Origin of the sequence: Stutzerimonas stutzeri (assembly GCF_002909485.1) — a bacterium.
GTDB lineage: Bacteria > Pseudomonadota > Gammaproteobacteria > Pseudomonadales > Pseudomonadaceae > Stutzerimonas > Stutzerimonas stutzeri_AH.
The window spans coordinates 602411-625276 of the sequence record NZ_PPXG01000001.1 but is presented as its reverse complement, the minus strand read 5'-3'; the positions used below and the strand labels follow the sequence as shown (position 1 = coordinate 625276).

The 22866-nt window shown below is 60.7% G+C and carries 19 protein-coding genes; 12 read left to right on the top strand and 7 right to left on the bottom strand.

The genetic code is table 11. From position 1 onward, the window contains the following. Window positions 1-160 precede the first annotated feature (160 nt). Window positions 161-1066, bottom strand: a complete 906-nt coding sequence (locus CXK91_RS02725) for a LysR family transcriptional regulator (RefSeq protein WP_423833503.1) — start codon at window positions 1064-1066, stop codon at window positions 161-163. A 77-nt stretch (window positions 1067-1143) separates the two neighbouring features. Between CXK91_RS02725 and CXK91_RS02720 the strand changes: the two genes are divergently transcribed. Beyond that, complete coding sequence (locus tag CXK91_RS02720; protein WP_103454845.1) at window positions 1144-1632, top strand: DMT family transporter; 489 nt, start codon at window positions 1144-1146, stop codon at window positions 1630-1632. 292 nt (window positions 1633-1924) lie between these two features. Further along, the gene (locus CXK91_RS22545; RefSeq protein ID WP_146048115.1) at window positions 1925-2161 is read left to right on the top strand and encodes a hypothetical protein; all 237 of its coding nucleotides are present in this window, start codon (window positions 1925-1927) and stop codon (window positions 2159-2161) included. 193 nt (window positions 2162-2354) lie between these two features. On the opposite strand, the gene CXK91_RS02710 is transcribed toward CXK91_RS22545, so the two are convergent. Continuing rightward, on the bottom strand, window positions 2355-3272 hold the full coding sequence (locus CXK91_RS02710) for a LysR substrate-binding domain-containing protein (protein WP_103454843.1): 918 nt from the start codon (window positions 3270-3272) through the stop codon (window positions 2355-2357). Window positions 3273-3533: 261 nt separating this feature from the next. Between CXK91_RS02710 and CXK91_RS02705 the strand changes: the two genes are divergently transcribed. The 7 genes from CXK91_RS02705 (at window position 3534) to glgB (ending at window position 15522) form a co-directional block, all read left to right on the top strand. Further along, complete coding sequence (locus CXK91_RS02705) at window positions 3534-4550, top strand: zinc-dependent alcohol dehydrogenase family protein (protein ID WP_103454842.1); 1017 nt, start codon at window positions 3534-3536, stop codon at window positions 4548-4550. Between the two features lie 106 nt (window positions 4551-4656). Continuing rightward, complete coding sequence (locus CXK91_RS02700) at window positions 4657-5514, top strand: SDR family oxidoreductase (protein ID WP_103454841.1); 858 nt, start codon at window positions 4657-4659, stop codon at window positions 5512-5514. A 53-nt stretch (window positions 5515-5567) separates the two neighbouring features. After that, window positions 5568-6530, top strand: coding sequence for a Ku protein (locus CXK91_RS02695; protein WP_103454840.1), 963 nt, complete (start codon window positions 5568-5570; stop codon window positions 6528-6530). Window positions 6531-6541: 11 nt separating this feature from the next. Beyond that, window positions 6542-7462, top strand: a complete 921-nt coding sequence (ligD, locus tag CXK91_RS02690; RefSeq protein WP_103455006.1) for a non-homologous end-joining DNA ligase — start codon at window positions 6542-6544, stop codon at window positions 7460-7462. Between the two features lie 383 nt (window positions 7463-7845). After that, complete coding sequence (locus CXK91_RS02685) at window positions 7846-9858, top strand: alpha-1,4-glucan--maltose-1-phosphate maltosyltransferase (RefSeq protein ID WP_103454839.1); 2013 nt, start codon at window positions 7846-7848, stop codon at window positions 9856-9858. A gap of 131 nt (window positions 9859-9989) precedes the next feature. After that, entirely contained in the window at window positions 9990-13316 is a 3327-nt protein-coding gene (gene treS / locus CXK91_RS02680) for a maltose alpha-D-glucosyltransferase (protein WP_103454838.1), read from the top strand. After that, window positions 13309-15522 (top strand): 1,4-alpha-glucan branching protein GlgB, encoded by a 2214-nt coding sequence (glgB, locus tag CXK91_RS02675; protein WP_103454837.1) that lies wholly within the window; start codon window positions 13309-13311, stop codon window positions 15520-15522. The genes treS and glgB overlap by 8 nt, the downstream gene beginning before the upstream one ends. Window positions 15523-15862: 340 nt before the next feature. Here the strand turns inward: glgB and CXK91_RS02670 are convergent, their stop codons facing one another. The 5 genes from CXK91_RS02670 to CXK91_RS02650 all read right to left on the bottom strand — a co-directional run bounded on the left by CXK91_RS02670 (window position 15863) and on the right by CXK91_RS02650 (window position 21057). Next, the gene (locus tag CXK91_RS02670; RefSeq protein ID WP_103454836.1) at window positions 15863-16870 is read right to left on the bottom strand and encodes a lysylphosphatidylglycerol synthase domain-containing protein; all 1008 of its coding nucleotides are present in this window, start codon (window positions 16868-16870) and stop codon (window positions 15863-15865) included. Next, entirely contained in the window at window positions 16867-18108 is a 1242-nt protein-coding gene (gene clsB, locus CXK91_RS02665; protein ID WP_103454835.1) for a cardiolipin synthase ClsB, read from the bottom strand. The genes CXK91_RS02670 and clsB overlap by 4 nt, the downstream gene beginning before the upstream one ends. Next, complete coding sequence (locus CXK91_RS02660) at window positions 18105-18908, bottom strand: endonuclease/exonuclease/phosphatase family protein (protein WP_103454834.1); 804 nt, start codon at window positions 18906-18908, stop codon at window positions 18105-18107. The genes clsB and CXK91_RS02660 overlap by 4 nt, the downstream gene beginning before the upstream one ends. Next, complete coding sequence (locus tag CXK91_RS02655; RefSeq protein ID WP_103454833.1) at window positions 18905-19822, bottom strand: DUF72 domain-containing protein; 918 nt, start codon at window positions 19820-19822, stop codon at window positions 18905-18907. Before CXK91_RS02655 ends, CXK91_RS02660 begins: the two co-directional genes overlap by 4 nt. Window positions 19823-20136: 314 nt before the next feature. After that, window positions 20137-21057: a LysR family transcriptional regulator gene (locus CXK91_RS02650; protein WP_103454832.1), complete on the bottom strand. Its 921-nt coding sequence runs from the start codon at window positions 21055-21057 to the stop codon at window positions 20137-20139. A 103-nt stretch (window positions 21058-21160) separates the two neighbouring features. Here CXK91_RS02650 and CXK91_RS02645 point away from each other — a divergent pair, with 103 nt between their 5' ends. Genes CXK91_RS02645 through CXK91_RS02635 form a run of 3 tightly spaced genes read left to right on the top strand, consistent with a single transcriptional unit; the run spans window position 21161 to window position 22851 of the window. Then, entirely contained in the window at window positions 21161-21985 is an 825-nt protein-coding gene (locus CXK91_RS02645) for a DODA-type extradiol aromatic ring-opening family dioxygenase (RefSeq protein WP_103454831.1), read from the top strand. A 30-nt stretch (window positions 21986-22015) separates the two neighbouring features. Continuing rightward, window positions 22016-22297: a DUF2218 domain-containing protein gene (locus CXK91_RS02640; protein ID WP_103454830.1), complete on the top strand. Its 282-nt coding sequence runs from the start codon at window positions 22016-22018 to the stop codon at window positions 22295-22297. A gap of 32 nt (window positions 22298-22329) precedes the next feature. Beyond that, window positions 22330-22851: a cytochrome b gene (locus CXK91_RS02635; protein ID WP_103454829.1), complete on the top strand. Its 522-nt coding sequence runs from the start codon at window positions 22330-22332 to the stop codon at window positions 22849-22851. Window positions 22852-22866 lie beyond the last annotated feature (15 nt).

Below are 22866 nucleotides of genomic sequence, written 5' to 3'. Positions count from 1 at the left end.
AAGTGCGGCAGAGCACACCCCGCTCTCAGTTCGAGTTTTCGCGAGGTAAAGGTTTAGAGAAAACTTGTTAGTGCAGTGAACGGTCGTCATCAAGCCAGGCCCGGTCTCCCGGGTATCAAGGAAACCTGTAGTGAGCAGGCAAGCCCGTTCACTACAATGCTCAGGGCTGCACACCCCGTACGCGCCCGATCAACCACTGCAACCCCGCATCCCCCCCACGCCGCGCATGCCAGGCCAATTCGAACGCAAACGATGGGATATGAAACGGCGGCGGCACCGCCAACAGGTGCTGAAGATCGATATTGAGCACGCCTCGGGACGAGACGGTGAGGATCAGGTCGGTGCCTTGAATCAACTGCGGCGCCACGCCCCAATGCGGCAGGCTGACCGCCACATGCCGCCGCTCACGAATCGCCGTCAACGCCCGCTCGATTTCCGGCGTGCCGCTGCCGCGCATTTCCAGCAATACATGGGGGCGTGACACGTAAGTCGGCAGATCCAGCGTGCCACTTGCCGGTAGGCTGTTGCGGTCCACCAGGCAGGTGTAGTGCTCTTCGAACAGCGGCGTCGTGCGCAACTCGGCAGGCATGTCGGGGAAAACCCCCGCCGCTAGGTCGAGGTCGCCATTGAGCACACCATCCACCATGCCTTCACGGCTGGCCTGGATAACTTGCAGATCGATACCCGGCGCTTCATTGCGCAAAGTACGCACAAGGCCGGGCAGGAAAATCGCCGCACTGTAGTCAGACATCGCCAAACGAAATCTGCGCTTGGCTGAAGCAGGATCAAAGCGATTCGGTGCTAGCAAGGCTTGCACCTGGGCCAGGGCTTCAGCCAGTGGCGCGGCCAGTTCCAGTGCGCGAGCGGTCGGCACTAGGCTACCGCCCTGACGCACCAAAAGCGGATCGCCAAGCAGGTCACGCAAACGCGCCAGGGCGTGGCTGACCGCAGGCTGGCTCAGGTGCAGACGCTCGGCAGCGCGGGTGACGTGTTGCTCGCTGAGCAGGGCGTCGAGGATCACCAGTAAGTTGAGGTCGATGCGGCGCAGATCATTCATCAGCTGCATACTTAGCATAAGAACTTGGAATTTAAATTTGCGTGACGAATAACCTAGAGTCCAGCAAAACCTCTGGGAGATCTGAAATGACGACGTTGCATTGGGTGGGCTTTCTGACGCTGGCGATCATCGCCGGGGTGGTGGTGCCATTTCAGAGTGCGATCAACGCTAACCTCGGGCGCGGGCTTGGCCATCCGTTATGGGCCACCCTGGCGTCGCTGCTGGTGAGCATCATCGTATTGCTGCCGGTGATCCTGGCGCTACGCTTGCCGTTGCCGAACCTGACCTTTATCACCCAGGCACCGCTGTGGATGTGGGCGGGGGGCGCGTTTGGCGTGTGCTTTATTTCCTTGGCGTTGATGTTGCTGCCCAAGCTGGGCGCTTCAGGCTTTATCGCCCTGGCCATGGCCGGGCAGATCATGGCGTCGCTGGTGCTGGATCATTTCGGCCTGTTCGGCTTGGCTGAGCGCCAACTCACAACGCCCCGGGTGCTGGGTGCGTTGTTGTTGATCGGCGGGGTGGTGTTGATTCAGTTCAGCGCCTCCTCTGCACGTGTCCTGGCAACGGCGAGCTAATCAGCTTTTGTCGAGTTGCGGCAACCCAATTGTTGGCAGACGAACTGTGCGATCACGCCCGCATCGGCACGCCCGCGGAAGCGGCGGACTACGGTGACGTCATCCTGCTGACCGTGCCCTACGGGGCGACGCCGCAGGTCGGACGGGATCACGGCGCCCTGATGGCGGGCAAGATCGTGCTGAATGCCGGTAGCCCTCGACCGGAACGCGATAGCGGAGGAAGCGCGCTCGCTCGGCTCGGGCCTGGTCTCGCAACGTTTCTTGCCCGGGGCCCGGCTGGTCAAGGCCTTCAATGCCATATCGGCCTATCGCTTGCGTAGCGAGGCGCACCGGGAAGGAGACCGGCAGGCCAATCCCTCTCGCCTCGGACGACGAGCAGGCGATCAAGGTGGCCGCGCAGTTGGTAGAGGATGCCGGTTTCGATCCGGTCATCGTCGGTCCGCTCGCCAGCGCCAAACGCTTCGACTTCCAGACAGGCATCTCCACCCGGGCCTTCGGCCCACAACTACGCGAAACGCTTGGGCTCTGACGCGTCCATGGGGCGACGTCCATTCGGCTTCCTGAGTCCGCGAATTAGCGTCGGGTGAATGCAGGTGTGGCGCTTAGATGAGGGCGGCAAGCAGGACGCCCTCATGCCAGGCTTCATTCGAATCTCGTGCAGGGCCGAACTTGTTCGCCTTGGGCCGCGGTTCAGCGAACCGGTCTAACGTAGGGCCGCAGTCCTAGAGACTGTCTGGATCGCCGACGAACATCTGGATGCGCGAACGCAGCCAGCGCTCGGCGGGGTCGTTGTCCTGGGCGCCGCGCCAGGCCATGGACAGCTCGAAATCCTGGCTGGTCTGAAATGGCAGCGACTCAGCCCGCACGCCACCGTTGGCCGCCAGCGCGGCCGCGGCGTAATCCGGGACGGTGGCGATGATATCGGTTCCGGCAAGCAGGCTGGCCAGGCCGTTGAACTGTGGCACCGCCAGCACCACCTTGCGCTTGCAGCCGTGCAGGGCCAGTTCCTCGTCGATGTAACCGTTTAGATCGCCAGCGAAGGACACCATGGCATGCGGGCGGCTGCAGTAATCCTCCATGCTCAGCCGGCCAGGAATGCTGTCGGCACGTAGCAGCATGGGCTTGGGCCGACGCAGCACCTTGCGCTTGGCATTGGCTGGCAGTTCTTCGGTGTAACAGACCCCAACTGAGATCTCGCCGGAGGTGAGCAGCCCCGGCATCAGCAGATAGTTGGCGCGACGTACCACCAGCACTACGTCCGGCGCTTCTGCGCGCAGGCGGCGCAGCAGAGGGGGCAACAGCGCGAATTCCACCTCGTCGGTCAGGCCGATGCGAAACACCTGGGTGCTCGTGGCCGGGTCGAAGGTCGAGGCACGGCTGACGGCGGTGGAGATCGAATCCAGTGCCGGCGACAGCAGCTGGGCGATTTCCAGGGCGCGGGCTGTTGGCTCCATGCTGCGGCCGGTACGCACGAACAGCGGGTCATCGAATAGCGTGCGCAGTCGCGCCAGGGCAGCACTGATCGCCGGCTGGCCGAGAAACAGCTTTTCCGCGGCGCGCGTGACGCTGCGTTCGTGCATCAGCGTTTCGAAGACAATCAGCAGATTGAGGTCAACACGGCGAAGGTCGTTGCGATTCATACCTGGTTCACGTCGAGCCTGCAGCCGGAACGAGAGGCGTCCAGCTCTGGAGGTGTTGGCATTCTAGACAGCTTCGGCTGACAACGGCATGCCCGATCACGCTTTCAAAATGCACAAAGCTGCAATACGCCGCCAAGGATACATACGCAGTTCCATCATTACCGCGCATGGGAACTATCGATGGGAATCCGCGCCGTTAGCTGGAGTTGTGACGATACTGACGATAGAGTCCGTTTGCACAGTAGTAAGTGAGGGGTCGAAATGTCCCGCATCATCCGTTTTCATCAGTTCGGTCCGGCCGACGTGTTGCGCCACGAGGAGCGCGCGGTGCCGGTTGCCGGCCCTGGCGAGGTGCTGATCGGTGTTCGCGCCATCGGTGTCAGCTGGAATGACGTGCTTTGGCGCCAGGATCTTGCGCCACGCCACGCGCGTCTGCCTGCCGGGCTCGGCAGCGAAGTGGCAGGCGAGGTGCTGGCGGTGGGTGAGGGCGTCCAGGGGTTCGGCGTCGGCGATCATGTGGCCGGCTTTCCGGCTCACGACCTCAATCAGTATCCGCTCTATGCCGAACACGCATTGCTGCCGCAACAGGCTCTGGTGCACTACCCGGACATGCTCAGCGCCAGCGAGGCGGCGATCCATTACACGCCGATGCTGGTCAGCTACTTCGCGCTGGTCGAACTGGCGCAGTTGGAACCCGGCCAGTACGTGCTGATCAACCAGGCCGCGCATTGCACCGGGCCGGCAGCCGTGCAGCTGGCCAAAGCGCTTGGCGGGCGGGTGATCGCCACCTGCGATACCGCCGTGGACCGCGACTATTTACGCGAGCTGGGTGCCGAGACGGTGATCGTTACCGAGGAAGAGGACCTGGTAGGGCGTCTGCAGAAGGTCACTGACGGCCGCGGCGTGGACGTGGTGCTCGATGCCTGTGGCGGTTCGCAGATGAAGCTGCTCGGGGATGTGATAGCGCCGTTGGGCAAGCTGATTCTTTACGGCATGAACGGTGGCAACGAGACGGCGCTGCCGGTCTGTGCGGCGTTCAAGAAGAACTTCAAGTTCTTCCTGCACTGCCTGTGCGACTTCACCGGGCAGCCGGAGCTTGGTATCGAGCAGAACCGTGAAGCCGTGGAGCGTGCGTTGCAGCATATCAATCAGCTCACTGCAGACCGGCTAATCTGGCCACAGCTCGACCGGCAGTTTCCGTTCGAGCAGGCCGTTGAAGCCCACCAGTATGTAGAAAGCGGTGTACCCCGCGGGCGCGTCGTAATGACCCTGACCTGACCGCCAAGGGCCCTGCACGGGGCCCTCTCATCGCCCCGCAGAAACTTTTCTCGCGCCGTTCCAGTCCTCCGAATACAGGCTAATAACCTTGACGGAGGATTTTCCCATGGCCGAAGACAATCAGACCCTACCGCCTCAGGAGCAGCCCGAGCCCGGCAAGGAAGGGCTGATGAACCCACGCCCGGAGTACCGTGGCGAGGACTACAAGGCGGCAGGCAAGCTCGAAGGCAAGACCGCCATCATCACGGGTGGCGATAGCGGCATCGGTCGCTCAGTGGCGGTGCTGTTCGCCCGCGAGGGTGCCGATGTGGCGATTCTCTATCTCGACCAGCATCAGGACGCCGAAGAAACCCGCAAGGTGGTCGAGCAATATGGCCGCCGTTGCCTGACCTTCGCCGGTGACGTGGCCGATCGCGAAGTTTGCCGCAAGGTCATCGACGACACCCTCGCCGCGTTTGGCAAGCTCGACATTCTGGTCAACAACGCTGCCGAACAGCACCCGCAGGAAAAGCTCGAAGACATCAGCGAGGAACAGTGGGAGAAGACCTTCCGCACCAATATCTTCGGCATCTTTCAGATGACCAAGGCGGCGCTGCCGCACCTCGGCAAGGGCGCCTCGATCATCAACACCACCTCTGTGACCGCCTACAAGGGTAGCCCGCAGCTGCTGGATTATTCGGCAACCAAGGGCGCGATCACCGCATTCACCCGCTCACTGTCGATGAACCTCGCGGAGCGTGGCATTCGCGTCAATGGCGTCGCGCCAGGGCCTATCTGGACGCCCTTGATTCCGTCGACCTTCGACGCCGATGAGGTCGCCGAATTCGGCTCCAACACGCCGATGAAGCGTCCCGGCCAGCCCGACGAAGTGGCGCCGGCCTACGTCTATCTGGCGAGCAGCGATGCGGCCTACGTCAGCGGTCAGGTCATCCACGTCAACGGCGGCACCGTGGTCAACGGCTGACCCATTGCCGGGCCGCAGCACGGCCCGGCCACATCAACGCTTGGAGAACGACCATGCCACGCACGATCTGGAAAGGCGCTGTCAGTTTCGGACTGGTACATATTCCGGTAGCTCTGGTTCCGGCCACCACCCGCCAGGGCATCGACTTCGACTGGCTGGACAAACGCAGCATGGACCGGGTCGGCTACAAGCGAATCAACAAGACCACTGGCGACGATATCGAGAGCGAAAACATCGTCAAGGGCGTCGAGTACGAGAAGGGTCACTACGTCGTGATCAGCGATGACGAGATCAAAGGCGCCCACCCCAAGGCGACCCAGACCGTAGATATCGTCGCCTTCGTCGATGCCAAGGATATCTCCTTTCTCTACATCGACACGCCGTACTACCTGACGCCGGACCGCCGCGGCGAAAAAGTCTACGCGCTGCTGCGCGAAACGCTGATTCAGACCGGCAAGGTAGGCATCGCCAATGTGGTGCTGCGCAACAAGCAGCATCTGGCGGTGGTGATGCCGCTGGGCAAGGCGCTGGTGATGAACACCCTGCGCTGGGCAGACGAGGTGCGCGGCGTTGAGTACCTGGAGCTGAAGGACGAAGCGCTCGATCCTGACTTGGCCGATCGGGAGCTGGATATGGCCAAGCGGCTGGTCGAAGACATGACCGAGAAATGGAAGCCGGAACAGTACAAGGACACCTTCCAGGATCAGATTATGGATCTGGTCGAGAAGAAGGCCCGTGAAGGTAAGTTGGAAGCCGTCGGCGGGCCGGAAGAGGCGGTGGATCGGCGTTCAGCGGATGTCATTGACCTTACGGAACTGCTCAAACGCAGCCTCGCCGGCAAGCCCGCCAAGTCGCCTGCGGCCAGTACGGACGAGAAAGCCGACGACACGCCCGAAAAGGCACCGGCCAAACCGAAGACGGCTGCAAGCAAGGCCAAAACCAGCAAATCGACCACATCATCCTCGCGTACGCGCAAGGCACCGGCTGCAGCTAGCAAATCCAAGAAAGCCAGTTGATCGAGGTTGCGATGGCGACGCAGCGCAAAAGCGCCGAACGGCCGCTGGTAGGCGGCATTGGCATAAGCAGCCCGCAGCGGGTGATCGATGAGGCCAGTGGCGTTACCAAGCTGGCCTTGGCCGAGTACTACCTGTCCGTCGCCTCCTGGCTTGTGCCTCATCTGGCCGGGCGTCCGCTATCCATCGTTCGCGCACCAGAAGGCGTTGGCGGCGAGAGCTTCTTTCAACGTCATTGTGGTCGCCTGAAGATGCCGCATATGCATACATTGCCGAAGAGTCTCGACCCGGAGCATGCACGTCTGATCCAGGCGGACGACATCGGTGCCGTCATCGAGGCGGTGCAGATGGGCACCGTGGAATTTCACACCTGGAATGCACGCAGCGACCGCATCGAGCGGCCGGATCGAGTGATCTTCGATCTTGATCCCGACCCTGCGCTGCCCTGGTCGAGCATGGTCGAGGCCACCGAACTGACCTTGAACCTGCTTGAGCAGCTAGGGCTGCAGGTGTTTCTCAAGACCAGCGGCGGACGCGGCATGCATGTCGTGGTGCCGATCGATCGCCGACACGACTGGGAGCTGGTACGCCAGTTCTCCCGCTCCGTAACCGAGCGACTGGCGCGCAACGCACCCGAGCTGATCGTTGACAAGATGGGGCCGAAGAATCGGGTCGGGCGCATTTTCGTGGACTATCTGCGCAACCAGCGCGGCGCCAGCACCGTTGTTGCTTATTCCGTCCGGGCGCGTCCCGGACTCGCTGTATCCGTGCCACTCGGACGAGAAGAGCTCGCACAGATCAATGGTGCCGACCGTTGGAACACTCGCAACTTGCGTGAGCGTTTGGCTGCGCTGCGCAGTGACCCATGGGCGCGTTATGGCGCGGTTCGCCAAGGCCTCAACCGGGCGGTGTTCAAGCGGTTGGAGAAAGAATGATGTGGCTGTCGTCTGTGTGATGGCGCATCTGGATAGTTTCTGAATAGCGAGGCTGCTGATTCGGTAGCGGCAGCCGTCGCGCATCGAGCTCAGTACGGGCGGTCCGGCCGTCGGCGCCTGTGGCGAGTGGTGGCAGCCGGCCTGGCTGCGATCGGTTGCTGCCTCGAGCGCCCAATACTCGGGAACTTAACGATTCCACTCGGCTTAGCCCGACCGGCCGCCGGAAGGGCCCGCTAACGGCCGTCCAGGGCTGAACTTTCCAGGGTCCCTTGGCTCGGAAGATAGAGCCGACGAAAACTGAACCGGTCGCCTCCCGAACCGCACGTTGACGCGTCCAGAGGCGGCTCGGGCAGACCGAACCCATGCCCCAGGAGCCCCTTTCGATGAGTGATGCACAGCCTACCGCGATGATTCACCCTCGACTCGAAGAAGCCCTGCAGATGCCGCGCATAGCCATCGAATCCACCTTGCCGGTGTTGGATGAGGGGCGCTTTGCTGCCAAGGCGGTCATCGGCCATCCGGTAGTTGTGACCAGCAAGATTTTTGCTGACGGGCATGACCAGCTAGCGGCTGCCGTATGCTGGCGCGAGAAAGGTGAAACCAGCTGGCGTCGCGCGCGCCTCAAGCTGCTTGGCAACGACGCTTGGCAAGGCCAGTTCACCCCGACCCAGGTTGCCGAGCACGAGTTCGTCATCGAAGCCTGGTGGGACGTTTTCGAAACCTATCGCTACGAACTGTCCAAAAAGCACACGGCAGGCGTCCCGGTTCATCTGGAACTGGAAGAGGGTCGACTGTTGCTGGAAAAGGCCACGGCCCGCGCCCAGGGCGAGAACCGCGCTGTGCTCGACGATCTGGTGCACCGACTCGGTATGACGCACACCGACGACGAGCGCGTTTCGCTCCTGCTTGCGCCAGAAACGGCTGCGGCGATGGCCACGGCTGATCCGCGCGAGCATTGCAGTCGCAGCGCCGTGTATCCGCTGGATGTGGAGCGCCCGCTGGCGCAGTTCGCCAGCTGGTACGAGCTGTTTCCGCGCTCGGAGACCGACGACCCGAATCGGCACGGCACCTTCCGTGATGTACACAAACGCTTGCCGTCTATTCGCGACATGGGCTTCGACGTGCTGTATTTCCCGCCGATCCACCCGATTGGCCGCCAGCATCGGAAAGGGCCGAACAACAGCCTGCAGGCAGGGCCGAATGACCCGGGCAGTCCGTACGCCATTGGCGGTGAGGAGGGTGGCCACGACGCTATCCATCCTGAGCTGGGTACCCTGGATGATTTCCGTGAGCTGGTTGCGGCGGCGCGTGAGCATGGCCTGGAGATCGCTCTCGATTTCGCCATTCAGTGTTCGCAGGACCATCCCTGGCTGAAGGAACATCCAGGCTGGTTCTCCTGGCGTCCGGACGGCACCATCAAATACGCGGAGAACCCGCCGAAGAAGTATCAGGACATCGTCAACGTCGACTTCTATGCCGAAGACGCCAAGCCTAGCCTGTGGCTAGCGCTGCGTGATGTGGTCTGGCACTGGGTGGAGCAAGGCGTGAAGATCTTCCGGGTCGACAACCCCCACACCAAACCGCTGCCGTTCTGGGAATGGCTGATTGCCGATATCCGCGAGCGTGACCGCGATGTGATGTTCCTTTCCGAAGCGTTCACCCGCCCGGGAATGATGGCGCGCCTGGGCAAGGTCGGCTACAGCCAGAGCTACACCTACTTCACCTGGCGCAACACCAAGGCCGAGCTGAGCGAGTACCTGACGGAACTGAACGAACCGCCGCTGCGTGACTGCTACCGGCCGAACTTCTTCGTCAACACGCCGGACATCAACCCGTTCTTCCTGCAGGATTCTGGCCGTGCCGGCTTCCTGATTCGCGCCGCACTAGCGACCATGGGGTCGGGACTGTGGGGCATGTACTCGGGCTTCGAGCTGTGCGAGTCGGCTGCCATTCCGGGCAAGGAAGAGTATCTGGACTCCGAGAAGTACCAGATCCGTGTTCGCGACTATCACGCACCGGGCAACATCGTCGCCGAGATCGCCCAGCTCAATCGCATCCGCCGGATGAACCCGGCGCTACAGACGCACCTCGGGTTCAAGGCGTATGTGGCCTGGAACGACAATATCCTCTACTTCGGCAAGCGCACACCGGACCTGTCCAACTTCATTCTGGTCGCTATCAGCCTCGATCCGCACAACGCTCAGGAAGCGCACTTCGAGCTGCCGCTATGGGAGCTCGGCTTGCCGGATGATGCCCATACCCAGGGCGAGGACCTCATGAATGGCCATCGTTGGACCTGGTATGGCAAGACCCAATGGATGCGCATCGATCCGGCACACCTGCCGTTCGGGATCTGGCGTCTAACGGCTCAGCAGCCCGATCCGGACCTCAAGTAAATTCTAGGCTGCAGCTGTTAATTCATATAACTCAATTAGTTATGTGATCTTCCTAATGTGGATTCAGCTGTGGCCCCGCCGTTGCCCGCCGATCGAGTGCGGGGCTTCACACCGCTACAGGAATGAAGAACATGGCAAAGCCGCGCAAACCTGCCGCCTTTATCAAGGACCCGCTCTGGTACAAGGATGCGGTGGTATATCAGGTACACCTGAAGTCCTTCTATGACTCGAACAACGATGGGGTCGGCGACTTCGTCGGGCTGATCGAAAAGCTGGATTACATTGCCGATCTCGGCGTGAATACCATCTGGCTTTTGCCGTTCTATCCGTCCCCTCGACGCGACGACGGTTATGACATCGCCGATTACCGAGGCGTACATCCCGACTACGGAAATATGGCTGACGCTCGGCGTTTCATAGCCGAGGCGCACAAGCGCGGGTTGCGGGTGATCACCGAGTTGGTCATCAATCACACGTCGGACCAGCATCCATGGTTTCAGCGTGCGCGTAAGGCGAAGAAGGGTTCTGCGGCCCGAGACTTCTACGTTTGGTCGGATACCGACAAGAAGTACGATGGCACCCGGATTATCTTCCTCGATACCGAAAGCTCCAACTGGACCTGGGACCCGGTCGCCAAGCAGTATTTCTGGCACCGTTTTTATTCTCATCAACCGGATTTGAATTTCGACAATCCGCAAGTGATGAAGGCCGTGCTGGCGGTGATGCGCTACTGGCTGGACATGGGCATCGATGGGCTTCGACTGGATGCCATTCCTTACCTTGTCGAGCGCGACGGTACCAATAACGAGAATCTGCCAGAAACTCACGCGGTGCTTAAAGCCATCCGCGCCGAGATCGACGCCAATTACCCTGATCGCATGCTGCTCGCCGAGGCCAACCAGTGGCCGGAAGACACCCAGCTGTACTTCGGTGGTGAGAACGGCGGGCCGGGTGACGAGTGCCATATGGCCTTTCACTTCCCGCTGATGCCTCGCATGTACATGGCCATCGCCCAGGAAGATCGCTTCCCGATCACTGACATTCTGCGCCAAACCCCGGAAATTCCGGAGAACTGCCAGTGGGCGATTTTCCTGCGAAATCACGACGAGCTGACGCTTGAAATGGTGACCGATAGGGAGCGCGACTACCTATGGAATTACTACGCCTCGGACAAGCGCGCTCGTATCAATCTAGGCATTCGCCGCCGCCTGGCGCCGCTGTTGGAGCGCGATCGCCGACGCATCGAGTTGCTCAACTGTCTGTTGTTGTCGATGCCAGGTACGCCGGTGATCTATTACGGTGACGAGATAGGTATGGGTGACAACATCTTTCTCGGCGATCGCGACGGTGTACGCACGCCAATGCAGTGGTCGGTCGACCGTAACGGTGGATTCTCCCGTGCCGACCCGCCGAACCTGGTGCTGCCACCGGTAATGGATCCGCTTTACGGCTACTACACCATCAACGTCGAAGCCCAGCAGCGCGACCCGCACTCGCTGCTCAACTGGACACGGCGGATGCTGACCATCCGCAAGCAGTTCAAGGCGTTCGGTCGTGGCACGCTGAAAATGCTCGCGCCGAGCAACCGCCGCATTCTTGCCTACATGCGCGAGTTCACCGCGGAGAACGGCGACACCGAGATCATCTTTTGTGTGGCTAACGTCTCGCGCTCGGCGCAGGCCGCTGAGCTGGAAATGTCTCAGTACGCCGGGATGGTGCCGGTGGAGATGGTCGGCGGCAGTGCATTTCCACCGATAGGGCAGTTGCCGTATCTACTGACGTTGCCGCCGTACGGCTTTTACTGGTTCCAGCTGGCGCCAACCAACCAGATGCCGAGCTGGCACCAGGAGCCGGTGGATACCATGCCGGACTTCCAGACGCTGGTGCTCAAGCGCCTGGATACCCTGACTGCTGCCAACCGGCGCATTCTGGAAACCGAATCGCTGCCGGCTTACCTCCCCAAACGGCGCTGGTTCGCCGCCAAGGATGTGGCGATCGAGTCGGTCCGTATCAGCTACTGCGTGCCATTCGGCGATCCGAACCGCCCGGTATTGCTCAGCGAGCTGTGCGTGGAATCCGCCGGGCGCAGCGATCTTTACCAGCTGCCGCTGGGCTTTCTTGCCGAGACCGACTTCGAAGCTGCTTTGCCGCAGCAACTGGCTCTGGCCCGTGTGCGGCGGGGACCGCAGGTCGGCTTGATGACCGATGCGTTTGCACTGGAGCAATTCAGCGGCGCAGTCATCCAGGGTTTGCGCGACGAATTGGTACTGCCGTGCAACGACGGTGAGATTCGCTTCATCCCAATGCCTCAGCTGGCCGATTTGCAACTGTCGGCCAATCCGGAAGTGCGTTTCATCTCTGCTGAGCAATCCAACAGCTCGGCGATCATCGACAACTCGGTGATGATCAAATTGCTCCGCCGCGTGGCACCGGGCATTCACCCTGAACTGGAAATGGGCGGCTTCCTGACGGAACGAGGCTTTAACCACATCTCCGGCATGCTTGGTCAGGTCAGCCGTATAAACAAGCAGGGGGAGCCCGTCGCGCTGATGGTGGTTCAGCACTTCCTCGATAGTCAGGGTGATGCGTGGGTCTGGACGCTCAACAACCTGGATCGCGCAGTGCGTGACGAAATCGCCGGCGGCGTGTCGATGCACGAGAATCAGTTCAGTGCGCTGGACGAATTGCAGTCGTTCAACCGATTGCTCGGCCAGCGGCTTGGAGAAATGCACGTGGCCCTCGCTGCGCAGACCGAAGATCCGGCCTTCGCCCACGAGAGCACCAGCAAAGCGAACGCCGAGCAGTGGGCGCAGAGTGTCAGCGCTCAATTGGAGCAGGCCCTGCAAAGACTCGAGGAACACCGCGCAAGCTTTGAGCGTAAGGATGCTACGGCCCTTGGCCAGCTGCTCCCTCGTCGTGACAAGCTCGTCGAACAAGTGAAACGTCTGGCTGCTAAAACCGTTGGCGGCCTGCGAACTCGCGTGCACGGTGACTTGCACCTCGGGCAAGTGCTGGTGGTGCAGGGCGATGCTTATTTCATCGACTTCGAAGGTGAGCCGGCCCGCTCGCTGGATGAGCGGCGTGCCAAGCACAGCCCGTTCAAAGATGTTTCCGGCCTGCTGCGCTCGTTCGAGTACGCCGCAGCCATGACCATCCGCGGCGCGCAGGTCAGTGACAGTACGCCCGAAGCGCACCAGGCTCGTCAGCGCATCGCGGCCAGTTACCAGACCACCGCTCAGACTGTGTTCCTCGACGCCTATCGAGAGGCGACGGCGGAAATGCCGCATGCCTGGCGCAGCGAGGATGGCGCGAATGCTGCACTGTTGTTGTTCAGCCTTGAAAAATGCGCCTACGAGATCGTTTACGAAGCGGAGAACCGCCCAGCCTGGTTGGCCGTCCCATTACAGGGATTGCTGACTCTGGCACAACAGATTTTTGATGGAGGTTCCAATGATTGATCGCCCGGTTCTGACCATGCCAGGGGAAACCCTGATGCCCAGCGACACCGATGTAGACGCCTTGGTGCGAGCCGAACATGGCAACCCGTTTTCAGTGCTTGGGCCACACCCGGATGGCGAGGGCGTGGTGATACGCGCCTATCTGCCCAATGCGTTGGGTGCCGAGGTGCTTGACCGTGACGAGCAGCTGCTGGCTGTGATGGAACAAGGGCAGGTGCCGGGTTTCTTTTTTACCCGACTTCCGCATGCGCAACCCTACCTGCTGAAAATTCGCTGGGCGGGAGGCGAGCAGATTACCGAAGACCCCTACAGTTTCGGCCCACAACTGGGCGAGCTGGACATGCACCTGTTCTCCGAAGGCAACCACCGACAGATCGGTCGGGTGTTTGGCTCACAGGTGCTGGAAGTCGACGGCGTGCAGGGGGTTCGCTTCGCCGTGTGGGCGCCCAATGCCCGACGTGTTTCGGTGGTCGGCAGCTTCAACGGCTGGGACGGGCGCCGACATCCGATGCGGCTGCGCTTTCCCTCGGGGGTGTGGGAGCTGTTCATCCCCCGATTGCAGCCTGGCGACACCTACAAGTACGAGATTCTTGGTCCCAACGGCATCGTACCGCTTAAGGCTGACCCGATCGCGCTTGCTACGGAGCATCCGCCGGGCACCGCGTCGATCGTCGCACGGCCGCTGGATTACCAATGGAAAGACCATGGCTGGATGCAGCAGCGTACATCCCGTCAGGCCGTCAACGCCCCGATGAGCATCTACGAGTTGCATGTAGGGTCCTGGCGCCGCGACGGCGGTGATCATGGTCGCTTGTACGACTGGCACGAGCTGGCCGAGCGGCTGATTCCCTATGTAGTGGATATGGGCTTCACCCATATCGAGCTGATGCCGATCATGGAGCACCCGTTCGGGGGCTCCTGGGGCTATCAGTTGCTCTCGCAATTTGCCCCGAGTGCCCGTTACGGCAATGCCCATGATTTCGCCGCGTTCGTCGACGCCTGCCACAATGCTGGCATCGGCGTGATACTTGACTGGGTGCCGGCACACTTTCCAACTGACGCCCATGGCCTTGGTGAATTCGACGGTACGGCTCTGTACGAATACGCGCACCCGTTCGAGGGCTTCCATCAAGACTGGGACACCTACATCTACAACCTCGGCCGCACGGAGGTGCACGGCTTCATGCTGGCATCGGCCCTGCATTGGCTGCGTGAGTTTCACGTCGATGCGCTGCGGGTAGATGCTGTCGCTTCGATGCTGTATCGCGATTACTCGCGTAAAGATGGCGAGTGGATTCCGAACCGTCACGGTGGCCGCGAGAACCTAGAGGCAATCGACTTCCTGCGCCATCTGAATGACGTGGTAGCCACTGAAACCCCGGGTGCCTTGGTGATCGCCGAAGAGTCGACTGCCTTCCCTGGGGTGAGCAAGCCCACCAGCGAGGGCGGCCTCGGGTTTTCCTACAAGTGGAACATGGGCTGGATGCACGACTCGCTGGAGTACATCCAGGAAGACCCGATCAACCGGCAGTACCACCATGACAAGATGACCTTCAGCATGGTGTACGCCTATTCCGAGCACTTCGTTCTGCCGATTTCCCACGATGAAGTGGTGCATGGCAAAGGCTCGCTGGTCGACAAGATGCCGGGTGACCGCTGGCAGAAGTTCGCCAACTTGCGTGCCTACCTGTCGTTCATGTGGACGCACCCGGGCAAGAAGTTGCTATTCATGGGCAGCGAGTTCGCCCAGTGGCGTGAGTGGAACCACGACCGCGAGCTGGACTGGCATCTCCTCGAAGAGGCGGATCACCGGGGCATACAGAACGTCGTGCGCGACTTGAATCGTCTGTACAGCCAGGAGCCAGCCCTGCACGAACTGGACAGTGACCCGCAGGGCTTCCAGTGGCTGATTGGTGATGACCGCGCCAACAGCGTATTCGCCTGGCTACGCCGAAGCGCCACCGGACACCCGCTATTGGTGGTCGCTAACTTCACACCGGTAGTGCGCGAGGCCTATCGGATCGGTGTGCCGGTGGATACCAAGTGGTTGGAGGTGTTCAACAGCGATGCAGGTTGCTACGGCGGCTCCAATACCGGCAACGGCGGTGGCATGCTCGCCGAGCCGATCGAGAGTCATGGTGAAAAGGTATCGTTGTCGTTGACCTTGCCACCGCTGGGTGTGCTCGTGTTGCGGCCGCAGGTATAGAGGGGCGAACTGGAAGACCAAAAGACGCCGCCCGGGTAATCCGAGCGGCGTCTTTTGCATGTGCGGAAGAACTTTGGTGCGCAGACGTCCCACGGCATGGGTGTCGCTTGGTCAGAAAACACAGCCGTGCAATAGCGACTCACCTCCCTGAATCGCGTGCCCGAATCGGTGGGCTGAAGCCCACCCTACAGGGGCAACGTCGTGGGGCTAGACGGTTTGTAGGGGCTTCAGTCGGCTAAACGTGCACATTCGCTCTCGCCCAGTAGCAAACGTAGGGTGGGCTTTTAGCCCACCAAAGGCGCTGACTACGTTGGAGCAGGCTCCGTAATCCATTCCTCGTTCAACCCGCTTCCTGCGACGCGGGTTGCTGCTCATCTGTCTGGTTGCCGCTGCGCAGCTTCTTCGCGCGCGCTTCGAGAAGGATGTAGACCAGGGTCGCCAGCAGTAGCGGTATGAGGAAGTAGACGACCCGATAGCCGATCAGGCCGCCGACGATGGCTCCCTTGCTCATCTGGTCGGCGAGCATCGCGACGAACACCGCTTCGATGACGCCGAGGCCAGCAGGAATGTGGGTGACCACGCCAGCGATGCTGCTGATCATCAGAATTCCAAGGACCTCTGGGTAGTCCGCCTTCTGCGAAAGCATGAAGTACACCACCAGCGCCATCAGCGACCAGTTCGCGGCCCCAAGCACCAGTTGTACGAGGGCCAGTCGAAGCGATGGCAGGTGTATTTCATGACCGCGCACGGTCCAGAATCGCTGCTTGGAGAACCCGCAAAGCCCGAGGTACACCACGCATGCCAAGAGCAGACCAGCACCTACCACACGTAGTGCGGTAAAGCCGATCTCCCAGCTTGCAGGCGGCTTGATCCAGCCCATCGCGAAGATCATGCCGGCGAGCCACATGTAGCCCAGCCAGTTTGTCAGGATGCTCAAGGTGAACACCCGAGTGATTTGCGAGGGCTTCAGACCGAGACGCGAATAGAGGCGAAAGCGCAAGGCAATGCCGCCAACCCAGGCACTCAGGTTGAGGTTGAAGGCATAGCAGACGAACGTCACCGGCAGGATCTGCCTGATAGGCAGGTCATGCCGTGCATAACCCTTACCCAGCACGTCGAAGAAGCAGTACACCAGGTAGCTGCCCGCGGCAGCCGCGCCGGCCATCCAAAGCGTCTGCGCTTTATAGTTGCGCAAGGTGCTGTAGACCTCCTGCCAGTCGAGGTTACGCGCCAGGCCAATCAGCAAACCGATGACGAGGGCGAAGAAGACGTAGGTCAGAATCTTCTTGATCAGCGGCCAGCGCCGACGCCAGGCACTTTTCGGCTCGCCGTTGGAAGTCTCACTCATTGTTGATCTCGCTGCATGGGGGTGGGCACCGTATCGAGATTCGTCGTGTCGCAGTCGAGCAGTTCGAGACGCGGCTTGTGCTCGGGGAACAGGCTCACAAGTCCCGGGAAGTGCCGAAGGAAGTGAAAAATCAGAAAGGCCAGAGGGGCGCGCCACCAGAAGCCCCGGATGATTCGCTCAAGTGGAATGCGCCGGCAATCGGTCTGCAGCAGGTGGTCAAGTCGCTCGTGCAAGTGCCTATTGAAGACGTGATCACGAATGATCAGGTTGGCCTCCAGATTGAGTGACAGGCTCAGCGGATCGAGGTTGCTCGAACCCACCGTGGACCACTCGTAATCTGCCAGGGCTACCTTGCCGTGCAACGGCCGACGGCAGTATTCGTGAATCTCCACGCCGTCGCGCATCAGGTAGTTGTAGAGCATGCGAGCGCCGAACTTGGCGATGGGCATGTCGGGCTCGCCCTGAAGTATCAACCGTACCCGTACACCGCGCCGGGCCGCATTGCGAATTTCCCGCAATACGCGATAACCGGGAAAGAAGTAAGCGTTAGCAATCAATAGCCTGGAGCGTGCATCTCGAATCGCTTGCAGGTAGTGCTCTTCGATGTCATTGCGGTGTTGATCGTTGTCACGGGTGACGAACAATGCCCGTGCTTCACCACGACTGACGCCGCCGTATCCAGGTGCCTGCTGGCGCATCCGGCGGCGCCACCAGCGATGCGGTGGTTTGTCCGGTGCGATCTGGGCCAGCGCGAAGTGATGAATGTCGCGCACGACCGGGCCTTCGATCTGTAGCGCGTAATCCTGCTTGGCGCCCGGGCCGAAGTCGCCCAGATGATCGGCAGAAAAGTTGATGCCGCCAATGAAGGCCGTCTCGCCATCGACCACAACGATCTTTCGATGCATACGGCGGAAGACATTGAGCCGACGGCCCAGCAAGCGCTTGCCCGGATCGAACATGTGAATGCGCACGCCGGCCTGGGTCATGGCAGTGACGAATTCGCCGCAAAGGTCCGCCGAGCCGTAACCATCGACGGTGATATCGACGCTGGCACCGTTTTCGGCCGCTGTGATCAGCGCTTTCTGCAGCTCTGCGCCAACCTTGTCCTGAAACAGGATGAAGGTTTCCAGCAGCACCTCTTTCTTGGCCTGGGCGATGAACTCGAATACTCGAGGAAAGAACTCTTCACCGTTTTCCAGTAACTGAAGGCGATTACCGTCTCTCCAGTGGTAGCTCATATATGTATCTCCACCGCTAGGGGCAGATGATCGGACAAGTGCGTCCAGGGTTTGTTACCAAGTATTTGTGGATTGTGGCTACTGGCATTGCGCACATAAATGCGGTCTAGCCGCAGCAGCGGCCAGCGCGCTGGGAAGGTTTTTGCTACTTGGCCCTGAGACACAGCGAACACTTCGTGCAGCCCTGCACAGCGATCCAAAGTCTGCGTGGCCTTCAGCCGCCAGTCGTTGAAGTCACCAGCGACCACCACGGGTGCGCCTTTCGGAAGCGAGTCGATCAGGTCGCAGAGCAGCGCCAACTGCTGCTGGCGATGCGACTCGCGCAAGCCGAGATGCACGCAAATGGCATGAAACTCATCGTGCCCAGGCACCTGTAGCACGCTGTGCAGCAGGCCTCGCCGTTCAGGCCCGGCGATTGAGATGTCGAGGTTTTCATAGCGAATGATCGGGAATTTGGAGAGCAGGGCGTTGCCGTGGTCGCCGTCGGGGTAAACCGCGTTACGGCCGTAGGCGAAGTCGGTCCAGATGCTGTCGGCCAGAAATTCGTACTGCGGTGTGGCCGGCCAGTTGTGAAAGCGCATTGCATGCTTGTCGTGTGTACCGAGCACTTCTTGTAGAAACACGACGTCCGCTGCCACGCTACGTACGGCCTCGCGCAACTCAGGCAGGATGAACCGGCGGTTCAAGGGGGTGAAGCCCTTGTGAGTGTTCACCGTGAGAAGGCGGATAGAGTTGACCGCCGTCGCCATGTGGGCATCGAGATCGGCGCTTTCGATGGGATGGTCTTTGTCCAGAGTCAAACTTCAGCTCCTTCTAGTTGGCCGGGAGTGGCCTGCAGGTGTTTATCCAGGCCGAGCCGGTACAGCAGTTGCCGTGCGTCATAGGGCGCGCGGACCTTCACGTCGTTGTCGAAATAGCAGTAAACCTCTCGCGAACCACGTGCCCGTGGCTTTTTCGTGCTGATCAGGCGGGCATCCTTCGGCTGGCCGCCTTCGCTCCAGCTCTGGATTCGTCGGCTCCAGGCATCCAAAGCTTCATCGGTGTAACCGCTGGTATAGAGCTCTTCGGCGCCGTGCAGGCGGATGTAGATGAAGTCGCTGGTGAGGTCTTCATTGTGCGGCCACTTACCGGCGGTATCGGCCACTACCAGCGCAACCCGATATTTGCGCAGCAGGTCGATGAACTCGGGATCTACGAAACTTGCATTGCGAATCTCCACGGCGTGGCGCATGCGCCGCTTGCGGTCGATAGACAGGCAGCTGCGACCTTCCATGCGCGGCTCGCACTGTTTGGCGATCGCCAGTGCCGCCTCGGTGTCGTGGGGTAGCTGACGGAGAAACGCCTCGAACAATTCTGCATCGAACTTGAAGGACGGCGGAAACTGCCAGAGGATCGGTCCGAGTTTCTCCTTGAGCTGGAAAATCCCGGAGGCGAAAAAGTTGGCAATCGGCTTCTCCACCTCGCGCAGCCTTCGCACATGGGTGATATAGCGAGGCCCCTTGATGCTGAAGACGAAACCCTTAGGGGTGTCTGCGTACCAGTCGGCATAGCGTTCGGGGGTTTGCAGCGAATAAAACGAGCCATTGATTTCGATGCTGCTTACCGCTCGCGAAGCGAAACGCAGTTCTTTCTTCTGCGTCAGCCCTTTGGGGTAGAAGTCGCCGCGCCATGGCGCGTAGCGCCAGCCTGATATGCCGATATGAATACTCGCCATTTGCCGCCTACCTGACGATCTGCTTGGTAAGAGGGGCGTTTGCCGCTGCGTCTTTTCCTTTAAGAAAAACGAGGTTGACCGCGTTCATAAACACTCCAAATCGCCCATGCCCCGGGCTTCAATCAAAACGCCCCATGAACAGCGGGAGCCCGATAAAGCGCGGCAACATTGCCTACGCGCCCATCTGTTCCGACTTTTCCGCGCTGTAGCGGTTCATCTTTTCTCTGAAGGCAGGGGAGATTTGGAGCGCAGGGCGCGGGTGCAATGAAGGTCACGAGGGTGCTGAGTCGCACCCTGCAGGGCGGGGGAAATAGCTAGCCTGCTGGCAGGGTCCACGGCAGGTCACCAGAAAAGGCGTCGACCAGATAATCGATCATCACCCTGACCTTGGCTGGTGGACGGCGATCGGGCGGGTAGACCACGTGAATCCCACCGAGCTCGACGCAAGGCTGGTCCAGCTCAAGGGCAACCAGCTCACCACGGCGCAGGGCATTGGCGACAATGAACTGCGGCTTGTAGATCACGCCCTGGCCACCGACTGCGGCAGCCACCAGGGCTTCGCCGTTATTGGCAACGAGGTCGCCGCTGACTGCGATCCGCACCTCGCCGTTGCGACCAAAGGGCCAGACCTTGCCTGCGGCGAGGTTCGGCAGGCTGTAACCCAGGCAGTTGTGCTGACCCAGATCGGCTACGCTGCGCGGCACTCCACGTTCGTCTAGGTAGCGCGGCGAGGCACAGACCAGCAACGGGCAGTCTGCAAGCCGCCGTGCCTGCATGGAGCTGTCCTGCAGCTGGCCAATGCGAACGGCCATGTCCCAGCCGCCATCGATCAGGTCAACCCGGCTGTCGGTCAGACCGAGCTCCACTTTCACTGCCGGATGGCGGCGACTGAACTCTGGAATGAGTGGGGCGATGAAGTGCGTGCCGAACGTCAGGGGCACATTCATGCGCAGCAGTCCGGTGGCCTCGATCCGCTGCGACGCAACGCTGGCTTCGGCTTCCTCGATCTCCGGCAGTATCCGCTGACAGGCCTCCAGATAGTTGCTACCGGCCTCGGTAAGACTCAGGCGGCGCGTGCTACGGTGAAATAGCTTGACGCCCAGTCGGCTCTCCAGCGCATCGACATGCTTGCTGGCCATGGCCGGCGACATGTCCAGATGCCGCGCCGCCGCCGATAGGCTGCCGGCAGTAGCGGCGCGGACGAATACGCGCATGCCGGTGATTCGATCGAGCATCGTGGCTCCTACTTCGAGTAAAAACTGTCTGTGCTTTGTAATGGGTTCTCGCACCGCCAAGTGTAGGTCATGCTTTGCCGCATGTCCTTCCCGGAGCCCGATCATGTCTGCCAGTGCCCCAGCCGCCGACCGAACCATGCCGACGCTGTTCGTGCCTCATGGCGCCGGGCCTTGCTTCTTCATGGACTGGAACCCGCCGGATGCCTGGAACGCCATCGCTGATTTTCTCAAGGGGATTGCCGCGACACTACCGACGAAGCCCACGGCCATCGTGCTGGTATCCGGCCACTGGCTGCAGCCGACTTTCAGCGTGACCAGCGCTGCGCGGCCTGGGCTGATCTACGACTATCACGGCTTTCCAGCGCATACCTATGAACTGAGTTACCCGGCACCCGGCGATCCTCAGCTTGCTGCGCGCATTACCGCGTTGCTGGACGGCGCTTCGCTCAGTAGCCACGCAGACTCTCAGCGTGGTTTCGATCACGGCATGTTCGTCCCGCTGAAACTCATGTTTCCCAATGCGGACATCCCGGTGGTGCAGTTCTCGTTGCGCAGCGATCTCGACTCGCTCGCGCATATCCAGGCTGGCCGCGCGCTGCAATCCCTACGCGACGAAGGCGTACTGATCGTCGGTAGCGGCATGAGCTTTCACAACATGCGCGGCTATGGCGATCCACGCTTCGCTTCGATTTCCGATGAGTTCGACAATTGGCTGACCGCAGCGGTGGAATCCACCCCGCAACAGCGTGATTACGCGCTGCAGCACTGGGAAGAAGCATCCGCGGCGCGGTTATGCCATCCGCCGCGTGCTGAGGAACATCTGATCCCGCTGCTCGTGGTTGCGGGCGCGGCGACGAATTCGCAAGGGCGCAAGGTGTTCAGCGATCGTGTCATGCATACCACGCTGTCGGCCTATAGGTTTGGCTGAGGCGTACCCATTGAACAGGAGAGATGACCTATGTATCAGTCCCACGCCCGTATTACTGCGCAAGACCCCGAACGGCTGATCAAGCGGCTGTGTAACCACTGGCGGCACAAGTTTCCGGTACAGCTGGACGAGCAGGGAGGGGTAATCGAACTCCCGCTCGGTCACTGCAATCTGCAAGCGCGCCAAGGCTGGCTGGATGCGAATCTGGAATCACCTGATCAGGAGCAATTGCAGCAGCTACAAAACGTTGCCGCCGACCATCTCATTCGCATGGCTGGTGATGAGCCGTTAACCATCAACTGGCAACAGTGAGCTTTACAGCGCACTCGAAAAGGGAGACAGAAATGATCAACGACTCGCGGCAAAAATACGGCAGCGTTTCGCGGGTATTTCACTGGCTGATGGCGCTGCTGATCGTCTGGCAATTCCTCAAGCTGGGTGACCGTATCGCCGAGGGCGAGCACTGGGTCGGCCAGACATTGGTGCCCTGGCACGTCTCGCTGGGTGCTTTGCTGATGGGTCTGGTACTGCTGCGGATTGTCTGGTCAGCGACCCAGCTCAAGCAGCGCCCGTTGCATGATCCGGCCACGGCATGGCTGGTGAAGGGTGGTCACCTGGCGTTGTATGCCTGCATGGTGCTGATGCCGGTCACGGGTGTGCTGTATCTGATCGGCAATGGCTACGGAGTGAAGGTGTTTGGTATGCAACTGGTGGAAAAAGGTCCGGAAATCAGCTGGGCTGGCACAGTCGGTGGCCTGCACTCGCCGCTTGCCTGGCTGACCGTGTTGCTGGTGGTCGGCCATATCGGAGCGGCGTTGTATCACCGCCTGGTAAAACGCGATGAGATCATGCAACGCATGCTCTGACGCTGATCGCTTCGC